Genomic DNA, 18,188 nt, shown 5'->3' with positions numbered 1-18,188 from the left:
TCCTTCACTCAATGGTACGCGCCAGGACTTCCTCGAGGGTGGTAATCCCCTGGAGGACCTTCTGGATGCCGTCCTCCCGCAGGGTCTTCATCCCCTTCCTGCGGGCGATCTCCTTGATCTCCGTGGCCGACTTGCCGGCCACGATGGCGTGGCGGATCTCGTCGTCCACCACCAAGAGCTCGTGGATGGCGTAGCGTCCCTTGTACCCGGTACCGCCACAACGCTCGCACCCCATGCCCCTAAAGAGCTTGGCCCCCTGGAGCTCCTTTTCGCTCAGACCCAGGCGGTGCAGGACCTCGGGATCGGGCTTCACCTCCACCTTGCAGTGGTCGCAGATCCTTCGCACCAGGCGCTGGGAAAGGACCCCGATGAGGGCGGCGGAGATGTTGAAGAGCTCCACCCCCATCTCGTCCAGACGGGTAATGGCCTGGGCGGCATCGTTGGTGTGCAGGGTGGCGATGACCAAATGCCCGGTGAGGGCGGCCTCGGTGGCGATCTTGGCGGTCTCTGAGTCCCGGATCTCCCCCACCATGATGATGTCCGGGTCCTGCCTCAAAAAGGCCCTCAGGGCCCGGGCGAAGGTGAGGCCCGCCTGGGGGTTCACCTGGGTCTGGTTGATGCCAGGAATCTCGTACTCCACGGGATCCTCGATGGTCTGGGTGTTCTTGTCGGGGGTGGCGATGCGCTTTAGGATGGAGAAGGTGGTGAAGCTCTTACCCGAGCCCGTGGGCCCGGTGATGAGGAAGATGCCGTAGGGCTTGGAGATCACCTCCTGGAAGCGCTCAAAAACGCCTGGGGCAAAGCCCAGACCCTCGATCTCGGGGATGTCGGCGGCCTTTTTCAAAAGGCGCATCACCGCCTTCTCCCCGTAGACCGTGGGCAGGGTGGAGAGGCGGAGGTCCACGTCGATGGCCCCTTCCCGGTAGCGCACCCGTCCGTCCTGGGGGAGGCGTCTTTCCGCGATGTTGAGGCCGCCCATGATCTTGACCACGCTGATGATGGAGTTTAGGGCCCCTTTGGACAAAGTGGTGTACTGGCGCAGGGTGCCGTCAATCCTTAGGCGCACCAGAACGTCCGACTGCCTGGGCTCTATGTGGATATCGGAGGCATCCTGGAGGTAGGCCTCCCGGATCACCTGCCGGACGAACTTTTGGGCAGCGCTTTCGTCCAGCTCGGGGGTGACGGCCTCCTCTTCCTGGTAGCCCTTGGATAGCTCCTTGGCGATCTCGCCCAGCTCCTCCCTGCTGTAAAAGCGTTCGATGAGCTTGGTGATGGCGGCCTCCGTGGCCACGGCGGGCACCACCTCGTAAGCTAGGCCCTTGCGCTTGAGGGCTAGGCGCACATCGTCCAGGGCCAGGATGTTCCGGGGGTCCTTCATGAGGAGGACTAGGCGATTTCCCTCCACGTGGTGGGGGAAGATGCCGTAGCGGCGGCAGAGGTCCTCGGGGAGGAGAAGGGCGGCCCCAGGGTCAGGGGGGGTCTGCTCAGGGTTGATGTAGGCGTAGCCCAGCTGGGCCGCCACCGCCTGGGCCAAGGCCTCGGGTTTTAACTTCCCCGAGGCCACCAGGGTGTCCTCCAGGCGGCCTCCGCCTTGGCGTTGCTTCTTTAAGGCCTCCTCCACGTCCTCAGGCCGGGCCAGGCCCAGCTCCACCAGGATCTCCCCCAGGGGCTTGGCCTTGGGTAGGCGCCGTTGCACATCGAGGGCTTCCCTTAACTTCTCCCGGCTCAGGCGCCCCTCCTGGACCAGGACCTCCCCCAGGCGGCTTTTTTCCGGATAGGCCTGGTGGAAAAGGGCTTCCCACTCCTTGGGAAGGGTGAGGAGGAAGCGGACAGGCCGGCCCAGGAGCTCCGCCACCGCCTCCTTGTGCCGGGGATCGGCCAGCACCACTTCCACCTCCCCGTCCCGGAAGGCTACGGGCACGGCGCTATAGCGCAGGGCGTCGGAGCGGAGGAGGAGGGAGGTGGCCACTGGGTCGGGGTTTAGGTCTTCGGTGGAGGGAAGGAATTCAAGCCCCTTTTGCTCCGAAAGCGCCTGGTATAGCACCTCCTCGGAGAGCCCCTTTCGCACCAGGATGCGGCCCAAGAGATCCCTTCGTGTGCTACCTCATATCTCCACCCCAGCCATCTTGAGAAGCACCCGGCTCCGAATCAGGTTGTGCACCAGCAGGATGAGATGGACCCGCGCCACCAAACCCCAATACGACCGCACCTCCATCCGGTGAAGCCCCAAAGACCTCACCATCACGCTAAACCGCGTCTCAATCCAGTTGCGCACCCTCCCCATCCAGGCTCGCCACCCCGTCTCCACCACCTTCCCTCCCCTGAGCCGGTAGGGCGGCGTCTTCACCCCCTGGACCCAGCGAAAACCCCGGTCCCCAAGAACCGCAGGCAAACCCTCAAGGACCTCCCTCCCCCAGGTCTCCCGGGCATTCCCGGGCAGAAGAACCCAGCGGAAAAAGAGGCCCCGCTCGTTCATCACCGGCATGAGGGCGTATCCGCCAAAAGCCCCCAGGGGTCCTTTCCCCACCGCGGCCTCAGGGAGGGAGAGGCTGTGGATGCGCTGTCCGTGGGCCAGGGGAATGGGCTTCAGGTCCACCACCTGTAGCAAGCCTTCTCCTCCGGAGAGCCTGAGGGCGAGGTGGGCCAGGAGCCCATGAGCCTTTTGAAGGACCCGGTAGAAGCGGGAGAGGTGGGGGAGGGAGGGGAAGTAAGGCTTCAGGGTAGTTTTGGCGGCGAGGTAGCCTTTGGCGAGGTCCTGGCCCTGGAGGAGGAGGAAGATGGCGAGGGTTAGGAGCTCTGCCAGGGTGGCCTTTTGGTGCTTTTGCTTTTTTGGGAGCTTGTGACCTTGGGCGACGAGGGCCTTGAGTTCGTCATCCACCCAAACGTAGGTGGCTACGAGAAGGGTTTCTGCGTCAAGATAGTAGAGGGGGTGCTCACGGTTTGGATGCATAGCACCCCCTTTTCTTTCACACCCTAGGGGTCCAGATCAAGTAGCACACGAAGGGATCCCCGGTTTTTTCCTGCTCCACCAGGGCTTCCTCCAGGGTGTTCCGGTCCAAAAGACCCCTCTTCACCAGAAGCTCCCCCACCTTCAGTTCCTCCCGGCTGGGGCCGGTGGGGGGTGGGGATGGGGTTAGGCCCAGCTCCGGGTAGTTCTTGGCCAAGGCGTAAAGGAAGGCGCTTTTGGTGGCCTGGTAGGGCTCCACCACCATTCCGGTGAGGTCCTCCACCTCCTCGAGGGCCAGGGTGTCCAGGGGGTTCACGAAGGCCACCCGTACCACGCCCGCCTCCTCGTCCACGGCGAAGGGGATGGCCTGGAGCTCCTTGGCCTTTTCCGCGGGCAGAAGGGCCCTTACCTTGGGGGGGATCTCCAGGGTGTGAAGCTCCACCAAGGGGATGCCGAAGTGGTCCTCGATGGCCTGGGCGATGCGCCTTTCGGAGAGGAGGCCCGAGTCCACGATGACTTCCGCCAAGGAGCCTCCCACTTCCCGGTGTTTCTCCAGGGCCATCTGCAACTCCTCATCGGTGAGGAGGCCGGCATCCAATAGGATGGCACCTAGCCGTTTGTCCCCGATGGTGAGCACGCTCATCCTAATCCTCTCTCTAAGGCACGCTTCCGCGCGACCGGGGTTTCCTAAACGGAGTCTCCAGCATCCGTATGAAACGCGTGTAAAAAAGCTCCCGCTCCCGCAAGGGGGGCACCAAAACGGTGTAGGCCCCCACCAGGTTGCCCCCAAGGACGTCGGTGAAGATCTGGTCCCCCACCACCGCCACCTCCTGGGGGGAAAGTCCTAAGGCCTTCAGGGCCCGACGGAACCCCAGCCAGGGCTTCAAGGCGGGGGCATGGCCGGGGAGGCCAAGCCTTCCTTGAATCCGGGCGAAGCGCTCGGGTAGGGCGTTGGATAGAAGGTAGATGGGGACCTCGGCCTTGAGCGCTTCCAGCCAGGCCCGGTGTTCGGGCGAGGGTTCCTCCTCCCCATAGGGCAGGAGGGTGTTGTCCAGGTCCAGGATCACCCCCTGAAGGCCCCGCTCCTTCAGCCACTTTGGGGTGAGGTGGAGGAGGGAGGGCAGGACCGCCCGGGGGAAGAGCATGGTTCCATTGTGCCACGGCGGGAAGGGGCCCTTAACGGGGGAGCATGATAAGCCCCCACATCCGTCCCGTCTTTCCCCGGTCCCGGCGGTGGGAAAAGAGAGTGGGTTCGCAGTGGGTGCAGAGGCCCACCTGGTAGATCCTCTCCCGAAGGAGGCCAGCCCTTTCCGCCTGGAGAAGGAGGGCCCCTTCCAGGTCCAGGAGGTACCTACCCGGGGCCTTTGGGTCCGGGGTAAAGGTGTTTAGTCCCGCTTGGGCGAAGCGTTCCGCCACCTCCTCCCCCACCTGGTAACACCGGCCCCCAATGCCTGGGCCCATGGCCAGGTGAACCTGCTTGGGATCCAGCCCCATTTCTTCCAGAAGCTCTAAGGCTCGAGGGAGGATCCCCCCTACCACGCCCCGCCAGCCGGCATGCAGGGCCCCCACCACCCCTTCGGGGTGGTAGAGGAGAAGGGGGTAGCAGTCCGCCGCCCCCACCCTCAGGAGAAGGCCGGGGGTCTTTGTGAGGAGGCCATCCCCTTCCCAGACGCCAGGGCCTTTCACCAGGTGGACCTCTACTCCGTGCACCTGCTTGAGCCCGGCCACGGGAGGATGGCCGAATCGGGAGAGGACCCGCCTTTGGTTCTCGGCCACCCGTTCGGGGTCGTCCCCGGTGGCTGCGGAGAGGTTCAGGCTCTGAAAGGGGCCTTGGGAAACCCCGCCCAGGCGGGTGGTGAAGCCATGGGGCACGGGCAAGGGGGTGGTGAGGAGGGGAACCATGCCTCTATTGTGCCCTGGGGTTCCGCAAAGCGTGCCTTTACCCCTATTCTTCACAGGCTCAGGTGTATACTATACCCCCATGAAGACGGACCGGAACCAGCTCCGCTTCAACCAGGTTCTCCTCACCCTTCTTCTCCCCCTGGCGGCGTTTTTGGACCTGCCCCTTCTGGTCTATCTCCTTTTCCTCCTCATGGTAAGCCAGCACACCCCCTGGGATCTGATGGTGGCCCTGAAGCGGGCCCTGGGCATCCCGGCCAGGCTGGTGGAGGAGGACCCCAGGCCTCACCGCTTCGCCCGTACCTTGGGGGCGGTGTTTTTGGGGCTTTCCTCCCTCTTCCTCCTTCTCGGGCTCAAGGGGGTGGGGTACACCTTGGCCCTGGTGGTGGCCCTTCTGGCCTTCGTCAACCTGGCCTTTGGCTTCTGCCTGGGTTGCTTCCTCTACCTGCACCTGCGTTACGCCCGGGCCCTTATCACCGGGAAATAGCCTCCAGAAGGCGCACCATCTCGATGGCGGTGAAGACCGCCTCGGCTCCCTTGTTCCCCGCCTTGCCCCCGGCCCTTTCCTGGGCTTCCTCCGGGGTGTTGGTGGTGAGAACGCCGAAGACGATGGGTTTTTCCGTCTGAAGCATGGCCTGCATGAGGCCCGAAGCAGCCTGGGCGGCCACGTACTCGAAATGGGGGGTTTCCCCCCGCACCACGGCCCCTAAGGCCACCACCGCATCCACGTCGGGGCGCAGGGCCAGGCGCTTGGCCACCAGGGGTAGCTCAAAGGAACCTGGCACCCAGGCCACCAGAACCTCGGCGGGGTCCCCGCCCAGGCGGGCGTAGGCCTCGAGGGCCCCTTCCAGGAGGAGTTTGGTCACCCGTTCGTTGAAGCGGCCCACGGCGATGGCCAGGCGTACCCCTTTGGCGGTAAGGATGGGGGAGAGGGTCTTGGGCTTCATGGTCCCAATATACTTTGGGGGTGGAGCGGTATCTCCTGGTGCTCCTGGGCTACCGCCTGGGTGGGGCCCTGGTAGCCTAGGGGTATGAAGCTGGAAGGGGAGGCCAAGCTCCTGCGCATCTTCGTGGGGGAGTCGGACCGGCATGGGGGGAGGCCCCTCTATGAAGCCATCGTCCTCGAGGCCAAGCGCCAGGGCCTGGCCGGGGCCACGGTGTTCAAGGGCTTCATGGGCTTCGGTGCCCACTCCCGCATCCACACCGCCAAGGTGCTTCAGCTCTCCGAGGACCTGCCCGTGATGGTGGAAATCGTGGACGAGGAGGAGCGGATCCGGGACTTCCTCCCGGTGCTAGAGGGGATGATGCGGGAGGGCCTGGTGACCCTGGAAAGGGTGGAGGTGATCCGCTACCGGAGCTAGGTGCCCTAGACCCTTTTCCCTCGGGGGGCCTTGGCCTACCCTGGGGGTATGGACCGGGTGCCCCCAGGCCAGATCCTCACCGAGCGCTTCCCCATCCTCACCTACGGGGAGGAGCCGGAGGTCTCCCCGGAGGAGTGGCGCTTCACCCTTAGGGGCCTGGTGCAGGAGCCCTTGACCCTCACCTACGAGGCCCTTCTCGCCCTGCCCCAGGTGGACCTCACCCGGGACTTCCACTGCGTGACCCGCTGGAGCCGGCTAGACGTGGCCTGGCGGGGGGTGAGGGTGCGGGACCTCCTGGAGCAGGCCCGTCCCAGGCCCGAAGCCGTGGCTGCCCGGGTGGAGAGTTACGGCGGCTACACCACCAACCTCCTCCTGGAGGACCTCCTTAAGGAGGATGTCCTCCTGGCCCACACCCTCTTTGGCCAGCCCCTTCCCCGCGAGAGGGGTGGCCCGGTGCGCCTCCTCGTTTCCCACCTCTACGCCTGGAAGAGCGCCAAGTGGGTGCGGACCATTGAGCTTTTGGACCACCTGGAGCTCGGCTTTTGGGAGAGGATGGGGTACCACTGGCGGGGGGATCCCTGGCGAGAGGAGCGCTTCCAGGAGGGCCCCATCCCCGCCGCCAGCTTGAGATTCAGAAAAACCTGATATATTAAAACTTAAGGAGGTGCCTATGCCAGCCCTGGAACCTGCCCGCCTCGAGGTGGAGGAGGCCCTAAAGGCCTACGAGGACTGCGTGGAGCGGGAGGAGGCGGAGTACCGGGAGGAGTACGAGCGGGTAACCTTTATGGAGTACGAGGCCCCCGCTCCTGACCCCTGCGCCGAGGCCTTTTTGCGCCTTCTGAGGGCGGTGCGGGCCTACGAGGCCGCCGGGGGGCGCCGGGAGGACCTCTCCTTAGGGGCAAGGCGGGACCAGATCTACGAGGCCCTGGACAGGGAGTAGGCCACCGGCCTGCCCTCGCGGAAGTAGTAGGCCTCCTGAAAACCTAAGGCGGCGAGGAGGGCCCGGGTTTCGGGAAAGGCGAAACCCACCTCCTCGGGAGCATGGGCGTCGGAGCCCAGGACGATCCCAATGCTAAGCTCCCGGGCCCTTCGCAGGAGGGCGGGGGCCGGGTAGATCTCCTGGGCCGGGTTCCGGAGCCCGGCGGTGTTCACGTCCAGGAGAAGCCCCTCCTCCGCAATGGCCCTAAGGGCGGGTTCGGCCAGCTCCACAAGGGCTTCTTCTGGAAGGCGGTGGCCGAACTTCTTGGGCAGGTCCAGGTGGCCGATGGCGTGAAAGAGGCCGCTTCTTGCCGCTTTTTCCACCTCCTGGAAGTAGGCCTGGAAGATCTCCTTCAGGTCCCGCCAGCGGTACTCCTCCTGGTGGTCGGGATGGTCCAGGGGCCAGGCCCCCAGGTAGTGGACGCTGCCGATCACGTAGTCGAAGGGGTAGCCTTTAAGCAGGGTCCGCACGAACTCCTCCGTGCCCTCGTGGAAGTCGGCCTCGAGGCCGATCCCCACGTAAAGATCCGGGTGATCTTCCCGGATTTTCTCCAGGGCCAGGAGGTAAAAGGGCAGGGCCTCGAGGCGCATGCGGCTTTCGGGGTCGTACCAGGAGGGCATAGGACTGTGGTCGGTGAAGACCACACCTTTTAGCCCAGCCTTCCGGGCGTGGAAGAGGTACTCCCCGGGGGCCCCTTGGGCATGGCCGCAAAGGGGGGTATGGAGGTGGCTATCCACCATGCTGGGATTCTATCCGCAAGACCAGGCCTCGAGAGGCGAACACCACCACCCTTTCCCCCAAGGCTTCCGAGAGATCCAAGGAGAGAAGGGGGTCTTCCTGGGCCTCGGGCACGGTATCCTCTCCGGGGATACCCAGGGCCTGGACCAGAACGGGAACCGAGGGAGGGAAGAGGAGGGGGTGGCGCTCCAGGATGGCCTCCACCCGAAAGACCTCCGCCCAAAGCCGCTTCAGGGCGAATAGGGCCTCCTGTGGGTTCCGGGCCAGGTGGTGGGTTCCTTCCCCCGGCTGGCGGAGGAGGAAGGGCCCCTTTCCCTTGAGGGTCTCCAGGAAGGCCTCGGCCCGTTCGGGCAGGAGGTAGCTTTCCCGCACGGCCCTTTCCGCCTCTTCCGCCGCCAGGAGGAGGCGTTCCTCATCTATACGCACGCCGAACACACCCTGGAAGAGCCTTTCGATGCGCTCGGGAAGGTTGTTGAGGCGGGCGAACTCCTCCCAAAGCCCCACCACCCAGGTTTCCGCCACGGGGAAACCCAGGCTCTGGGCTCGCTTCAGGAGGGAAACCTCCCCCCGGCCTTCCGCCTGGGCCAAGGGGATCAGTCCGGGGTTCGCCATAGGTACCGGGCCAGGTGGCTTAGGAGTTCCCCCTTTTATTCCCTTCTATCCCCCCAGGGTTCGGAGCAGGTCGGGAAAGCCCTTCAGGTAAGGGTTCTTCCCCCACACCTGCTCCAGGGCGGCACTCCTTCCGCCCGGTATCCCGGGTCTCAGCCTTGACCCGGGGCGAGACCTCTCCGCATACCTCCGCAGAAGCAGGCGAAGGGTCTCCCTTTTCGGGGTGAAGGTGATGACGGACTCCTCCGGAGAACTTCTCCGGAGAAGGTTTCTGGCCGCGTTCACCTGGGCGTTGCCCCTGTGCCCACAAGCCTGGCAGACAAAGGTCTGGGTATCCCTGCGGTTCCTGGGGTCCACGTACCCGCACCGTGAGCACGCTTGGGAGGAGTACGCGGGATTTACCTCCACCACCTTGATCCCGTAAAGCTCCCCGAGCCGGGCCAGTTTCTCCTTCAGGTAGCGCCTCCCGAAGTTGGAGAGAAGACGGTTCATCCGGCGGGAAAGCTCGGGAGAACGCAGGTCCAGTCTTTCCACCACCAGCACCGCGGGTGCGTGCAGTGCCACCAGCCGGTTGAGAAGGCGGTTCACCTCGTTTTTCAGGAATCCCCGGAGTCTTCCCATCGCTTCCCGGTACTCGGGTACCTGGGAGAGCTTTCGGCCTTCCCTTTGTGCTCTTTTGGCTATGGTTTGGATCTCGGTATCGTAGGCGGCAAGAAGGCGCAGGAAACCCCGGCCCAGGAGGTCCCCGCGATCCGTGGCGATAAGGGGGGAAAGCCCGATATCCACCGCCAGGCGTTCAGTTCTGGGAGTGTAAGGCTTAGGGCTCAGGGCCTTAACCCTACGGATCTGGACCCTTCCATTCTCCTCTCCGACCTGAAAGAAATCCCGCCACTCTCCCTTACGGCCCTCGGCATAAGGGTTCTCCCCCAGGGGGATGGCCACCCTCTTCCCCTTCTCCAGGGTGGCCAGATGGAGCCAGGCGGGGAAGTGGGTGGCTTGTTTCCCCCTTCCCCTTCCCCTGGGCTCGTAGCGGACCACCTTCCCATCCAGGTGCATCTGGATGCGGTGCATGCCGGGCCAGGTAAGTTCCTTCCTGGCCCGGCGGAACAGATGGAGTAGGAGGCGCAGGTCCTCGGGGGTGGCCTGGAGGGTTTTGGTCCTTTCCCTGCCGCTCTCGTCTTTCCGTACAACCTTAAAGACCAGCGGTTGCCCTTCGGCCAGGGCCTGGCGCACCTCGGGCTTCAGCCAGGCCTCCCGGGAGTTGAGAAGAAGGAGCACCTCCCGCTTCTCCCTGGGAAGGGAAGAGCCAAGAAGAATCTCCCGTACCCTGTTCTTCAGGTGCTCCAGGTGCCCCTTGAGCATGTCCACCACCTGCTGGGAGCACACCCACAGGTAGCGGTCGGAGAGGGGGCTTTCAAGGTAGCCCCCTTGGGGCTGACCAACGCTTGTGGGGTCCAGGAAACGGGAGAGGCTACCTTCCTCAAAGAAACGGCGCAGGTGGAGGCGTTGGATCCCTTCCGCCGCCCTGCGGTACTGGCGGAGCACCTGAAGAACCTTCTCCTCCTTCCCCCGGTTCATGGCGTGGGGGAGGAGGTAGCTTCCGTAGATTTCATCCGTTCGCTTCCCGCGCTTCATCCACCAGCTCCGAGACGATCTTGCGGGCTTTCCTTTTCCCCCTCAAACCGTACAGCCTTGCGGCAAACGAGTAGATCACCGCCACGAAGTCTTCAATGAGATCCGCCCTGGGAGTGTCCGCCTCGTTCACCACCTCCACCCGCTTCCCCTGCTCATGGAGAAGCAGTTCCAGATAGTGAAAGCCGAAACGGGTCAGGCGGTCCCTGTGCTCTACCAGGAGCACCCCGTAGTCTTTCTCCAAAAGCAGTTTTTCCAGACGAGGCCTGCGATCGTTCAGACCCGAAGCCACTTCCTTCACCACCCGCACCACCCGGTAACCCCTGGCAGCGGCGTAGTCCTGGAGCCTCTGGACCTGGCGTTCCAGGTCGTCCCTGGCCTCGTGCACCGAGACCCGGGTGTAGATGGCCGCAGCATCCTGGGGGAGCCTAACCTCTTCCTCTTCCTCAAGAACCAGGATGGTGCCCGTGGGTAGCTGGATGGCCCTGGCAGGCAGAATCCCTTGCTTGAACCACTTCCAGGCGGTGCGGTAGGGAATCCCGTGCTTTCTGGCCCAATGGGACAGCTTCACCCCTATCTCTCCGCCTTTACCTTAACACAGAAGAGGATAGACGTCAATAACAGACCACAACTTTGGCAACCGGTATCAGGACCGGGTGATCAAACAAAGCGCACTCCCTCGGCCCGGGTTACCTGGCCCTGGTAGAGGAAGGTGACCTGGCGCAAGGCGGCCTGAAGGTCAAAGGGGGTGAGGGCGCTGGTGGCGTCCTCCGGGAGGACCACCCGGTACCAGCGAAGGGCGGCGGAGCCCGCGGTGTGGAGCACGCAGATGTTGGCCACGGTGCCCGTCACCACCACATTCCTGATCCCCCAAAGGTGGAGGTAATGGTCCAGGGGGGTACCGTAGAAGGCATCGTAGCGCACCTTCTGGATGATCAGGTCCCCCGGCTCGGGGCGGAGGTCCTCCAGGATCTCTGCCCCCCAGGTGCCCGCCACCGCATGCCGGGGCCAGATCTGGAACTCGGGGTCGTCCTCCCGGTGCCAGTCCTGGGTGTAGACCACCCTTGCCCCTGCCTGCCGCGCCCTTTCCAGAAGAAGCCGGATGGCCGGAACGCTTTTGGGAGCATCGGGCACGAAAAGGGCACCTTGAGGGTGGGCGAAGTCGTTTTGCATGTCCACCACGATCAAAGCGGTTTCCCTGGCGGGAAGCTCCAGGCCTTCCACCTTGGGGATTTCCGGAACCTCTACCATATCCTTATTTTGCCACCTTGACCAGGGGGAGGGGAGGGGCTACACTCTAGCGCATGAAAATACGGGACCTCCTGAAGGCGCAAGAAGGGCCGCTTTTCTCCTTTGAGTTCTTCCCCCCCAAAACCCCAGAAGGGGAGGAGGCCCTTTTTCGCACCATGGAGGAGCTTAAGGCTTTCCGGCCGGCCTTCGTATCCATCACCTACGGGGCCATGGGGAGCACCCGGGAAAGGAGCGTCCTCTGGGCCAAGCGCATCCTGGACCTGGGGCTGAACGCCCTGGCCCACCTCACCGTGGCCGGGCAGAGCCAAGAGGAGGTGGCGGGGGTCTTGGACCGGTTCGTGGAGGCCGGGGTGGAGAACATCCTGGCCCTCCGTGGCGACCCTCCCCAAGGGGAGAGGGTGTTTAGACCCCATCCCCAGGGGTTCCGCTACGCCATGGAGCTGGTGGCCTTTATCCGGAGCCGCTATGGGGAAGGGGTTTCCGTGGGGGGGGCCGCCTACCCGGAGGGGCACCCGGAAAGCGAAAGCCTCGAGGCCGACCTGCGCCATTTCAAGGCCAAGGTGGAGGCGGGGCTGGACTTCGCCATCACCCAGCTGTTCTTCAACAACGCCCACTACTTCGGCTTCCTGGAAAGGGCCAGGAGGATGGGCATAGAAATCCCCATCCTCCCCGGCATCATGCCCATCACCAGCTACCCGCAGCTCCGCCGCTTCACCGAGGTCTGCGGCGCCAGCATCCCCGGGCCCCTCCTCTCCAAGCTGGAAAGGCATCAGGAGGACCCGAAGGCCATCCTGGAGATCGGGGTGGAGCACGCCACCCGCCAGGTGGCCGAGCTTTTGGAGGCTGGGGTGGAGGGGGTGCACTTCTACACCCTTAACCGAAGCCCCGCCACCCGTAGGGTTCTGGAGCGCCTGGGCTTTAAACCGGCCTAAACTTCCACCCCCTCCCCGAGGCGCGCCAGGCCCACCTCCTGCCCCCGCAGGGCTAGGAGCTTGCCCAGCGCCAGGAGCGCTTCCTCCTCCCCGTGGACCAGGATCACCCGGGGCTGGCCATGGAGCCAGTCCAATAGCTCATCCTGCCCCGCATGCCCCGAGAAGCCGCCCAGGGTGTGGACGCTGGCCCTAAGGGGTATCTCCTGCCCCAGGAGGCGGATGCGCTCGGGCCTTTGGATGATCTCGGCTCCCAGGCCCCCTCGAGGCTGGTAGCCCACGAAGACCAAGGTGTTCTTGGGATCGGAAAGGCCGTGCTTCAGGTGGTGGAGGATCCGCCCCCCGGTGAGCATGCCGCTTCCCGCGATGATCACCATGGGGCCGGGCTCGCGGTTTAGGGCCTTGGATTCCTCCACGCTTTCCACCACCCGAAGCCCCCGGGGGCGGAAGGGATTCTTCCCCGCCAGGAAGTAGGCCTGCACCTCCTCGCTGAAGTAGCGCACCAGCCGGGGATAGAGGTCAAGGACCCGCTCGGCCATGGGGGAGTCCAGGTAGATGGGGGCCTGGGGCAGGCGGTGGCCGTTTTCGTAGAGGAGGAAGAGGATTTCCTGGGCGCGCTCCACGGCAAAGGAGGGGATGAAGACCTTGCCGCCTTGGCCCAGGGTTCGTTCCAGGATCTCCAAAAACTCCTGCACCGTGGCGGCGAAGGAGCGGTGGGGCCGGTCCCCGTAGGTGCCCTCGCAGAGGATCAGATCCGCCCTGGGAGGCAGGGAGGGGTCGGGGAGGACGGTCTTTTGCCGGTTGCCCAGGTCCCCGCTATAGACCAGGGTCTTCCCCTCCCCCTGGACCACCACGAAGGCGCTTCCCGGAAGGTGCCCTGCTTGGCCAAAGGTGAGGGTAAGGTCCCCCAGCCTGAGCCATTCCCCAAACTCCAGGAGGCGGACGTGGCGGAGAGCTTCCTCCACATCCTCCTCCTCGAAAAAGGGGGTTTCCATGACCTTTAGGGCGTCCTGGAGGATGATCTGCATCAACAAGAAGGTGGCCTGGGTGGCGTAGACCGGCCCCCTATACCCCTCCCGGAAAAGCTTGGGCAGACGGCCCACGTGGTCCAGGTGGGCGTGGGTCAGGACCACGGCGTCCACCGCCTGGGGGTCAAAGCCAAAGGGGGTGTGGTTCTTCTCTTCCTCGCGCCCCTGGAACATGCCGCAGTCCAGGAGGACCTTCCTGCCCTCGGCCAAGAGGAGGTGGCAGCTTCCCGTGACCTCCCGCGCGGCGCCAAAAGGTACGATGCGCATGCCTTTATCTTGACACTCACCGGTGGGTGTGCTAGCCTATTCCCTCGGACAGGGTCCTATCCCCCGTCCTGCCACCCTAGCTCAACAGGCAGAGCACCCGACTTGTAATCGGGGGGTTGGGGGTTCAACTCCCCTGGGTGGCTCCAAGCGGGCGTGGGCAGGTGCCCGAGCGGCCAAAGGGGACGGTCTGTAAAACCGTTGGCGCACGCCTTCGCTGGTTCGAATCCAGCCCTGCCCACCAAAGGTGTGCCAAAGCACACCCCATGCGGGAGTAGCTCAGTTGGTAGAGCATCGGCTTCCCAAGCCGAGGGTCGCGGGTTCGAGTCCCGTCTCCCGCTCCACGAGCTCGCGTAGCTCAGCAGGTAGAGCACACCCTTGGTAAGGGTGAGGTCGCCGGTTCGAGCCCGGCCGCGAGCTCCATCTTTTTGTCTGCCCTGGGCTTAAGGCCCCCAGGGCGGCTTTTGCGTGCAGAAAAGAAGGAGGAACCATGGCCAAGGGCGAGTTTATCCGTACGAAGCCTCACGTGAACGTGGGGACGATTGGGCACGTGGACCACGGGAAGACGACGCTGACTGCGGCTTTGACGTTTGTGGCGGCGGCGGAGAACCCGAACGTGGAGGTGAAGGACTACGGGGAGATTGACAAGGCGCCGGAGGAGCGTGCGCGGGGGATTACCATCAACACGGCGCATGTGGAATACGAGACGGCGAAGCGGCACTATTCGCACGTGGATTGCCCCGGGCACGCGGACTACATCAAGAACATGATCACGGGTGCGGCGCAGATGGACGGGGCGATTCTGGTGGTGTCGGCGGCGGACGGACCGATGCCGCAGACGCGGGAGCACATTTTGCTGGCTCGCCAGGTGGGGGTGCCGTACATCGTGGTGTTCATGAACAAGGTGGACATGGTGGACGACCCGGAGCTTTTGGACCTGGTGGAGATGGAGGTGCGGGACCTCCTGAACCAGTACGAATTTCCTGGGGACGAGGTTCCGGTGATTCGCGGGAGCGCGCTTTTGGCGCTTGAGCAGATGCACAAGAATCCCCAGACGAAGCGTGGGGAGAACGAGTGGGTGGATAAGATTTGGGAGTTGTTGGACGCGATTGACGAGTACATACCCACGCCGGTGCGGGACGTGGACAAGCCGTTCTTGATGCCGGTGGAGGACGTGTTTACGATCACGGGTCGTGGGACGGTGGCCACGGGTCGTATTGAGCGTGGGAAGGTGAAGGTTGGGGACGAGGTGGAGATTGTGGGTTTGGCTCCTGAGACGCGGAAGACGGTGGTGACGGGTGTGGAGATGCACCGTAAGACGCTTTCGGAGGGGATTGCTGGGGACAACGTAGGTTTGTTGCTCCGGGGTGTAAGCCGGGAGGAAGTGGAGCGGGGCCAGGTGCTGGCGAAGCCTGGGAGCATTACGCCGCACACGAAGTTTGAGGCCTCGGTGTACATCTTGAAGAAGGAGGAGGGGGGTAGGCACACGGGGTTTTTTTCTGGGTACCGTCCGCAGTTTTACTTTCGGACGACGGATGTGACGGGGGTGGTGGAGTTGCCCTCGGGTGTGGAGATGGTGATGCCTGGGGACAACGTGACGTTTACGGTGGAGCTGATCAAGCCGGTGGCGTTGGAGGAGGGATTGCGGTTTGCCATTCGTGAGGGTGGGCGGACCGTGGGTGCCGGCGTGGTCACCAAGATCCTGGAGTAAGCTTGGGGGCGGCTAGCCGCCCCTCGAGGAAAGGAGGTGAACCATGGCCAGCGAAGTCCGCATCAAAATCCTCCTGGAGTGCACCGAATGCAAGCGCCGCAACTACGCCACCGAGAAGAACAAGCGCAACACCACCACCAAGCTGGAGCTGAAGAAGTACTGCCCCTGGTGCGATAAGCACACGGTGCACAAGGAAGTGAAAGTCTGATGTTTACCCGGATTGTTCGCTACTTCCAGGAAGCCCGGGCCGAGCTCGCCCGGGTTACCTGGCCCACGCGGGAGCAGATCGTGGAGGGTACCCAGGCCATCCTGGTCTTCACCGTGGTGGCCATGGTGATCTTGGGATTCTACGATCTTGTCTTCCGGTTCCTGATAGGGCTTGTGCGATGAGCATTGAATGGTACGCGGTCCACACCTACGTGGGGCAGGAGGAGAAGGCCAAGGCTAACCTGGAGAAGCGGGTTAAGGCCTTCGGCATGGAGGACAAGATCTTCCAGGTGTTGATCCCCACGGAGGAGGTGGTGGAACTCCGCGAGGGGGGCAAGAAGGAGGTCGTCAAGAAGAAGCTCTTCCCCGGATACCTTTTCGTGCAGATGGACCTGGGGGACGAGGAGGAGCCCAACGAGGCCTGGGAGGTGGTGCGGGGCACCCCGGGGATCACCGGCTTCGTGGGGGCAGGGCATAAGCCGGTGCCCCTTTCCCCGGATGAGGTGCGGCACATCCTGGAGGTGTCAGGGCTTCTGGGCAAGAAGGAGGCCCCCAAGGCCCAGGTGGCCTTCCGGGAAGGGGATCAGGTCCGGGTGGTTTCCGGCCCCTTTGCGGACTTTACCGGTACCGTGACCGAGATCAACCCGGAGAAGGGAAAGGTCAAGGTCATGGTCACCATCTTTGGGCGCGAGACCCCGGTGGAGCTGGATTTCTCCCAGGTGGTCAAGGCCTAAGAGGCGTTCGTACCCCCAACTTGGGGGGAGCCTAGGAGGGAAAAATGAAGAAGGTAGTTGCGGTAGTAAAGCTTCAGTTGCCAGCGGGTAAGGCCACGCCTGCGCCCCCGGTGGGCCCGGCTTTGGGCCAGCATGGGGCCAACATCATGGAGTTTGTGAAGGCCTTCAACGCGGCCACCGCCAACATGGGGGACGCCATCGTCCCCGTGGAGATCACCATCTACGCCGACCGCTCCTTCACCTTCATCACCAAGACCCCGCCCGCCAGCTACCTGATCCGCAAGGCGGCGGGGCTGGAGAAGGGGGCTCATAAGCCCGGCCGGGAGAAGGTGGGCCGCATCACCTGGCAGCAGGTTCTGGAGATCGCCAAGCAGAAGATGCCCGACATGAACACCACCGACCTCGAGGCCGCCGCCCGCATGATCGCAGGGTCGGCCCGCTCCATGGGGGTGGAGGTGGTGGGCGCCCCGGAGGTGAAGGATGCCTAAGCACGGCAAGCGCTACCGGGCCCTGTTGGAAAAGGTGGACCCCACCCGGATCTACACCATCGACGAGGCCGCCCGGCTGGTGAAGGAGCTGGCCACGGCCAAGTTTGACGAGACCGTGGAGGTCCACGCCAAGCTGGGCATCGATCCCCGCAAGTCCGACCAGAACGTGCGCGGCACGGTTTCCCTCCCCCACGGCCTGGGCAAGCAGGTGCGGGTTCTGGCCATCGCCAAGGGGGAGAAGATCAAGGAGGCCGAGGAGGCCGGGGCTGACTACGTGGGCGGGGAGGAGATCATCCAGAAGATCCTGGATGGCTGGATGGACTTCGATGCGGTGGTGGCCACCCCCGACGTGATGGGGGCCGTGGGCTCCAAGCTGGGCCGGATTCTGGGTCCGAGGGGGCTTCTGCCCAACCCCAAGGCGGGCACCGTGGGCTTCAACATCGGGGAGATCATCAAGGAGATCAAGGCGGGACGGATTGAGTTCCGGAACGACAAGACCGGGGCCATCCACGCCCCCGTGGGCAAGGCCAGCTTCCCTCCGGAGAAGATTGCCGACAACATCCGGGCCTTCATCCGGGCCCTCGAGGCCAGCAAGCCCGAGGCGGCCAAGGGCACCTTCCTGCGCTCGGTCTACGTGACCAGCACCATGGGGCCCAGCATCCGCATCAACCCGCATTCCTGAGAGCAGCCTTCTTGGGGCCTGGCTTGACGCCAGGCCTCCTGCCTTTTAAACTCCTCTATGGCACCCCGGGCGCTACGGCGCCCAGGCCAAAGACAGCGGGGGGCTTCAGGCCTTAAACATCCCGCCGAGGCGCTTGCAGGGGGAGCGTTTCGCAGAAATCCCGAAAAGTCGGCTGGGGTTCCCCTGCCCCAAAGGGAGGAAGGCGTGCCCAATAAGCGTAACGTTGAGCTTCTTGCCGCCCTCAAGGAGAACCTTGAGCGGGCCCATGGCTCCTTCTTCCTGGTGAACTACCAGGGGCTTTCCGCCAAGGAAACCCATGCCCTGCGACAGGCCCTGAAGGAAAAGGGGGCCAGGCTCTTCGTGGCCAAGAACACCCTGATCCGCATCGCCCTGAAAGAGCTGGGCCTGCCCGAGCTGGATGGCCTTCAGGGGCCCAGCGCCGTGGTCTTTTACCAGGACCCGGTGGCGGCGGCCAAGGCCCTTTCGGAGTTCGCCAAGAAGAACCCCAAGGGCATCCCTGAGGCCAAGGGCGGGCTTTTGCAGGGCCAGGTGCTTTCGGCCAAGGACGTGGTGGCCCTGGCGGAGCTTCCCACCATGGACGAACTCAGGGCAGAGCTTTTGGGCGTCTTGCAGGCGCCCATGGCGGAGCTGGTGGGGGTCCTGGGCGGTGTGGCCCGCGAGCTGGTAGGCATCCTGGAGGCGTACGCGGAGAAGAAGGCGGCATAGGAG

The 18,188-nt window shown here is 64.1% G+C and carries 23 protein-coding genes, 4 tRNA genes and 1 pseudogene; 16 read left to right on the top strand and 12 right to left on the bottom strand.

Annotation, left to right across the window (positions count from 1 at the left end):
- Positions 1 to 4 precede the first annotated feature (4 nt).
- The 5 genes and pseudogenes from MI302_RS11350 to pgeF all read right to left on the bottom strand — a co-directional run bounded on the left by MI302_RS11350 (position 5) and on the right by pgeF (position 4,849).
- Positions 5 to 2,083: a type II/IV secretion system protein gene (locus MI302_RS11350; protein WP_370687348.1), complete on the bottom strand. Its 2,079-nt coding sequence runs from the start codon at positions 2,081 to 2,083 to the stop codon at positions 5 to 7.
- 21 nt (positions 2,084 to 2,104) lie between these two features.
- On the bottom strand, positions 2,105 to 2,950 hold the full coding sequence (locus tag MI302_RS11345) for a transposase (protein ID WP_038032087.1): 846 nt from the start codon (positions 2,948 to 2,950) through the stop codon (positions 2,105 to 2,107).
- Positions 2,951 to 3,005: 55 nt separating this feature from the next.
- Positions 3,006 to 3,590: pseudogene (locus MI302_RS11340) on the bottom strand (type II/IV secretion system protein); the annotation flags it as partial.
- Between the two features lie 13 nt (positions 3,591 to 3,603).
- A complete protein-coding gene (locus MI302_RS11335; RefSeq protein WP_126178010.1) occupies positions 3,604 to 4,092 on the bottom strand; it encodes a YqeG family HAD IIIA-type phosphatase in 489 nt (162 codons plus the stop codon).
- Between the two features lie 31 nt (positions 4,093 to 4,123).
- The gene (gene pgeF, locus MI302_RS11330; RefSeq protein WP_019551474.1) at positions 4,124 to 4,849 is read right to left on the bottom strand and encodes a peptidoglycan editing factor PgeF; all 726 of its coding nucleotides are present in this window, start codon (positions 4,847 to 4,849) and stop codon (positions 4,124 to 4,126) included.
- 79 nt (positions 4,850 to 4,928) lie between these two features.
- Between pgeF and MI302_RS11325 the strand changes: the two genes are divergently transcribed.
- Positions 4,929 to 5,333 (top strand): DUF4395 family protein, encoded by a 405-nt coding sequence (locus tag MI302_RS11325; protein ID WP_026329111.1) that lies wholly within the window; start codon positions 4,929 to 4,931, stop codon positions 5,331 to 5,333.
- Here MI302_RS11325 and ribH read toward each other — a convergent pair.
- On the bottom strand, positions 5,320 to 5,793 hold the full coding sequence (gene ribH, locus MI302_RS11320; protein WP_015716093.1) for a 6,7-dimethyl-8-ribityllumazine synthase: 474 nt from the start codon (positions 5,791 to 5,793) through the stop codon (positions 5,320 to 5,322). The two genes, MI302_RS11325 and ribH, sit on opposite strands and share 14 nt — an antisense overlap.
- Before the next feature lie 84 nt (positions 5,794 to 5,877).
- Here ribH and MI302_RS11315 point away from each other — a divergent pair, with 84 nt between their 5' ends.
- From MI302_RS11315 to MI302_RS11305, 3 genes are read left to right on the top strand one after another with little or no spacing between them, the layout of a single operon-like run.
- A complete protein-coding gene (locus tag MI302_RS11315) occupies positions 5,878 to 6,207 on the top strand; it encodes a DUF190 domain-containing protein (protein WP_126205059.1) in 330 nt (109 codons plus the stop codon).
- 48 nt (positions 6,208 to 6,255) lie between these two features.
- Positions 6,256 to 6,852 carry a sulfite oxidase-like oxidoreductase gene (locus MI302_RS11310; RefSeq protein ID WP_239725832.1) on the top strand — a complete coding sequence of 199 codons (597 nt, stop codon included), beginning with the start codon at positions 6,256 to 6,258 and terminating at the stop codon, positions 6,850 to 6,852.
- Between the two features lie 25 nt (positions 6,853 to 6,877).
- Positions 6,878 to 7,147 carry a hypothetical protein gene (locus MI302_RS11305; RefSeq protein WP_126178015.1) on the top strand — a complete coding sequence of 90 codons (270 nt, stop codon included), beginning with the start codon at positions 6,878 to 6,880 and terminating at the stop codon, positions 7,145 to 7,147.
- Here the strand turns inward: MI302_RS11305 and MI302_RS11300 are convergent.
- The 5 genes from MI302_RS11300 to MI302_RS11280 form a co-directional block, all read right to left on the bottom strand.
- Complete coding sequence (locus MI302_RS11300; RefSeq protein ID WP_126204372.1) at positions 7,123 to 7,926, bottom strand: histidinol-phosphatase HisJ family protein; 804 nt, start codon at positions 7,924 to 7,926, stop codon at positions 7,123 to 7,125. The genes MI302_RS11305 and MI302_RS11300 overlap by 25 nt on opposite strands.
- The gene (locus MI302_RS11295; protein WP_019551480.1) at positions 7,916 to 8,536 is read right to left on the bottom strand and encodes a hypothetical protein; all 621 of its coding nucleotides are present in this window, start codon (positions 8,534 to 8,536) and stop codon (positions 7,916 to 7,918) included. The genes MI302_RS11300 and MI302_RS11295 overlap by 11 nt, the downstream gene beginning before the upstream one ends.
- Positions 8,537 to 8,581: 45 nt before the next feature.
- Positions 8,582 to 10,168: a zinc ribbon domain-containing protein gene (locus MI302_RS11290; protein ID WP_015716192.1), complete on the bottom strand. Its 1,587-nt coding sequence runs from the start codon at positions 10,166 to 10,168 to the stop codon at positions 8,582 to 8,584.
- Positions 10,143 to 10,742 (bottom strand): IS607 family transposase, encoded by a 600-nt coding sequence (locus MI302_RS11285; RefSeq protein ID WP_172958042.1) that lies wholly within the window; start codon positions 10,740 to 10,742, stop codon positions 10,143 to 10,145. The genes MI302_RS11290 and MI302_RS11285 overlap by 26 nt, the downstream gene beginning before the upstream one ends.
- Positions 10,743 to 10,825: 83 nt before the next feature.
- Positions 10,826 to 11,416, bottom strand: a complete 591-nt coding sequence (locus MI302_RS11280; protein WP_239725831.1) for a nicotinamidase — start codon at positions 11,414 to 11,416, stop codon at positions 10,826 to 10,828.
- A 53-nt stretch (positions 11,417 to 11,469) separates the two neighbouring features.
- Between MI302_RS11280 and metF the strand changes: the two genes are divergently transcribed.
- A complete protein-coding gene (gene metF, locus MI302_RS11275; protein ID WP_239725830.1) occupies positions 11,470 to 12,348 on the top strand; it encodes a methylenetetrahydrofolate reductase [NAD(P)H] in 879 nt (292 codons plus the stop codon).
- Here metF and MI302_RS11270 read toward each other — a convergent pair.
- Positions 12,345 to 13,640 (bottom strand): MBL fold metallo-hydrolase, encoded by a 1,296-nt coding sequence (locus MI302_RS11270; protein WP_239725829.1) that lies wholly within the window; start codon positions 13,638 to 13,640, stop codon positions 12,345 to 12,347. The genes metF and MI302_RS11270 overlap by 4 nt on opposite strands.
- A 70-nt stretch (positions 13,641 to 13,710) precedes the next feature.
- On the opposite strand from MI302_RS11270, the gene MI302_RS11265 reads away from it, so the two are divergent.
- The 11 genes from MI302_RS11265 to rplJ all read left to right on the top strand — a co-directional run bounded on the left by MI302_RS11265 (position 13,711) and on the right by rplJ (position 18,185).
- A tRNA-Thr gene (locus tag MI302_RS11265) sits at positions 13,711 to 13,786 on the top strand.
- Positions 13,787 to 13,795: 9 nt separating this feature from the next.
- Positions 13,796 to 13,881 (top strand) — tRNA-Tyr (locus tag MI302_RS11260).
- A gap of 24 nt (positions 13,882 to 13,905) precedes the next feature.
- A tRNA-Gly gene (locus MI302_RS11255) sits at positions 13,906 to 13,981 on the top strand.
- A 3-nt stretch (positions 13,982 to 13,984) separates the two neighbouring features.
- Positions 13,985 to 14,060: transfer RNA gene (locus MI302_RS11250), tRNA-Thr, on the top strand.
- A gap of 67 nt (positions 14,061 to 14,127) precedes the next feature.
- Positions 14,128 to 15,348 carry an elongation factor Tu gene (tuf, locus tag MI302_RS11245; protein WP_019550494.1) on the top strand — a complete coding sequence of 407 codons (1,221 nt, stop codon included), beginning with the start codon at positions 14,128 to 14,130 and terminating at the stop codon, positions 15,346 to 15,348.
- Between the two features lie 43 nt (positions 15,349 to 15,391).
- Positions 15,392 to 15,556, top strand: a complete 165-nt coding sequence (rpmG, locus tag MI302_RS11240) for a 50S ribosomal protein L33 (RefSeq protein WP_015716105.1) — start codon at positions 15,392 to 15,394, stop codon at positions 15,554 to 15,556.
- Entirely contained in the window at positions 15,556 to 15,738 is a 183-nt protein-coding gene (gene secE, locus MI302_RS11235; RefSeq protein ID WP_015716106.1) for a preprotein translocase subunit SecE, read from the top strand. The genes rpmG and secE overlap by 1 nt, the downstream gene beginning before the upstream one ends.
- Positions 15,735 to 16,289, top strand: coding sequence for a transcription termination/antitermination protein NusG (nusG, locus tag MI302_RS11230; protein ID WP_038029241.1), 555 nt, complete (start codon positions 15,735 to 15,737; stop codon positions 16,287 to 16,289). The genes secE and nusG overlap by 4 nt, the downstream gene beginning before the upstream one ends.
- Before the next feature lie 44 nt (positions 16,290 to 16,333).
- Positions 16,334 to 16,777, top strand: coding sequence for a 50S ribosomal protein L11 (rplK, locus tag MI302_RS11225; RefSeq protein ID WP_015716108.1), 444 nt, complete (start codon positions 16,334 to 16,336; stop codon positions 16,775 to 16,777).
- Positions 16,770 to 17,459, top strand: coding sequence for a 50S ribosomal protein L1 (gene rplA / locus MI302_RS11220; RefSeq protein WP_019550478.1), 690 nt, complete (start codon positions 16,770 to 16,772; stop codon positions 17,457 to 17,459). Before rplK ends, rplA begins: the two co-directional genes overlap by 8 nt.
- A 204-nt stretch (positions 17,460 to 17,663) precedes the next feature.
- The gene (gene rplJ, locus MI302_RS11215; RefSeq protein ID WP_015716110.1) at positions 17,664 to 18,185 is read left to right on the top strand and encodes a 50S ribosomal protein L10; all 522 of its coding nucleotides are present in this window, start codon (positions 17,664 to 17,666) and stop codon (positions 18,183 to 18,185) included.
- The last annotated feature ends 3 nt before the right edge of the window (positions 18,186 to 18,188 follow it).

This window comes from Thermus sp. NEB1569, assembly GCF_022385295.1.
GTDB classification, from domain to species: Bacteria; Deinococcota; Deinococci; order Deinococcales; family Thermaceae; genus Thermus; species Thermus scotoductus.
Note: the sequence above shows the minus strand (reverse complement) of the source record. Positions and strands in the feature narration are given on the sequence as shown.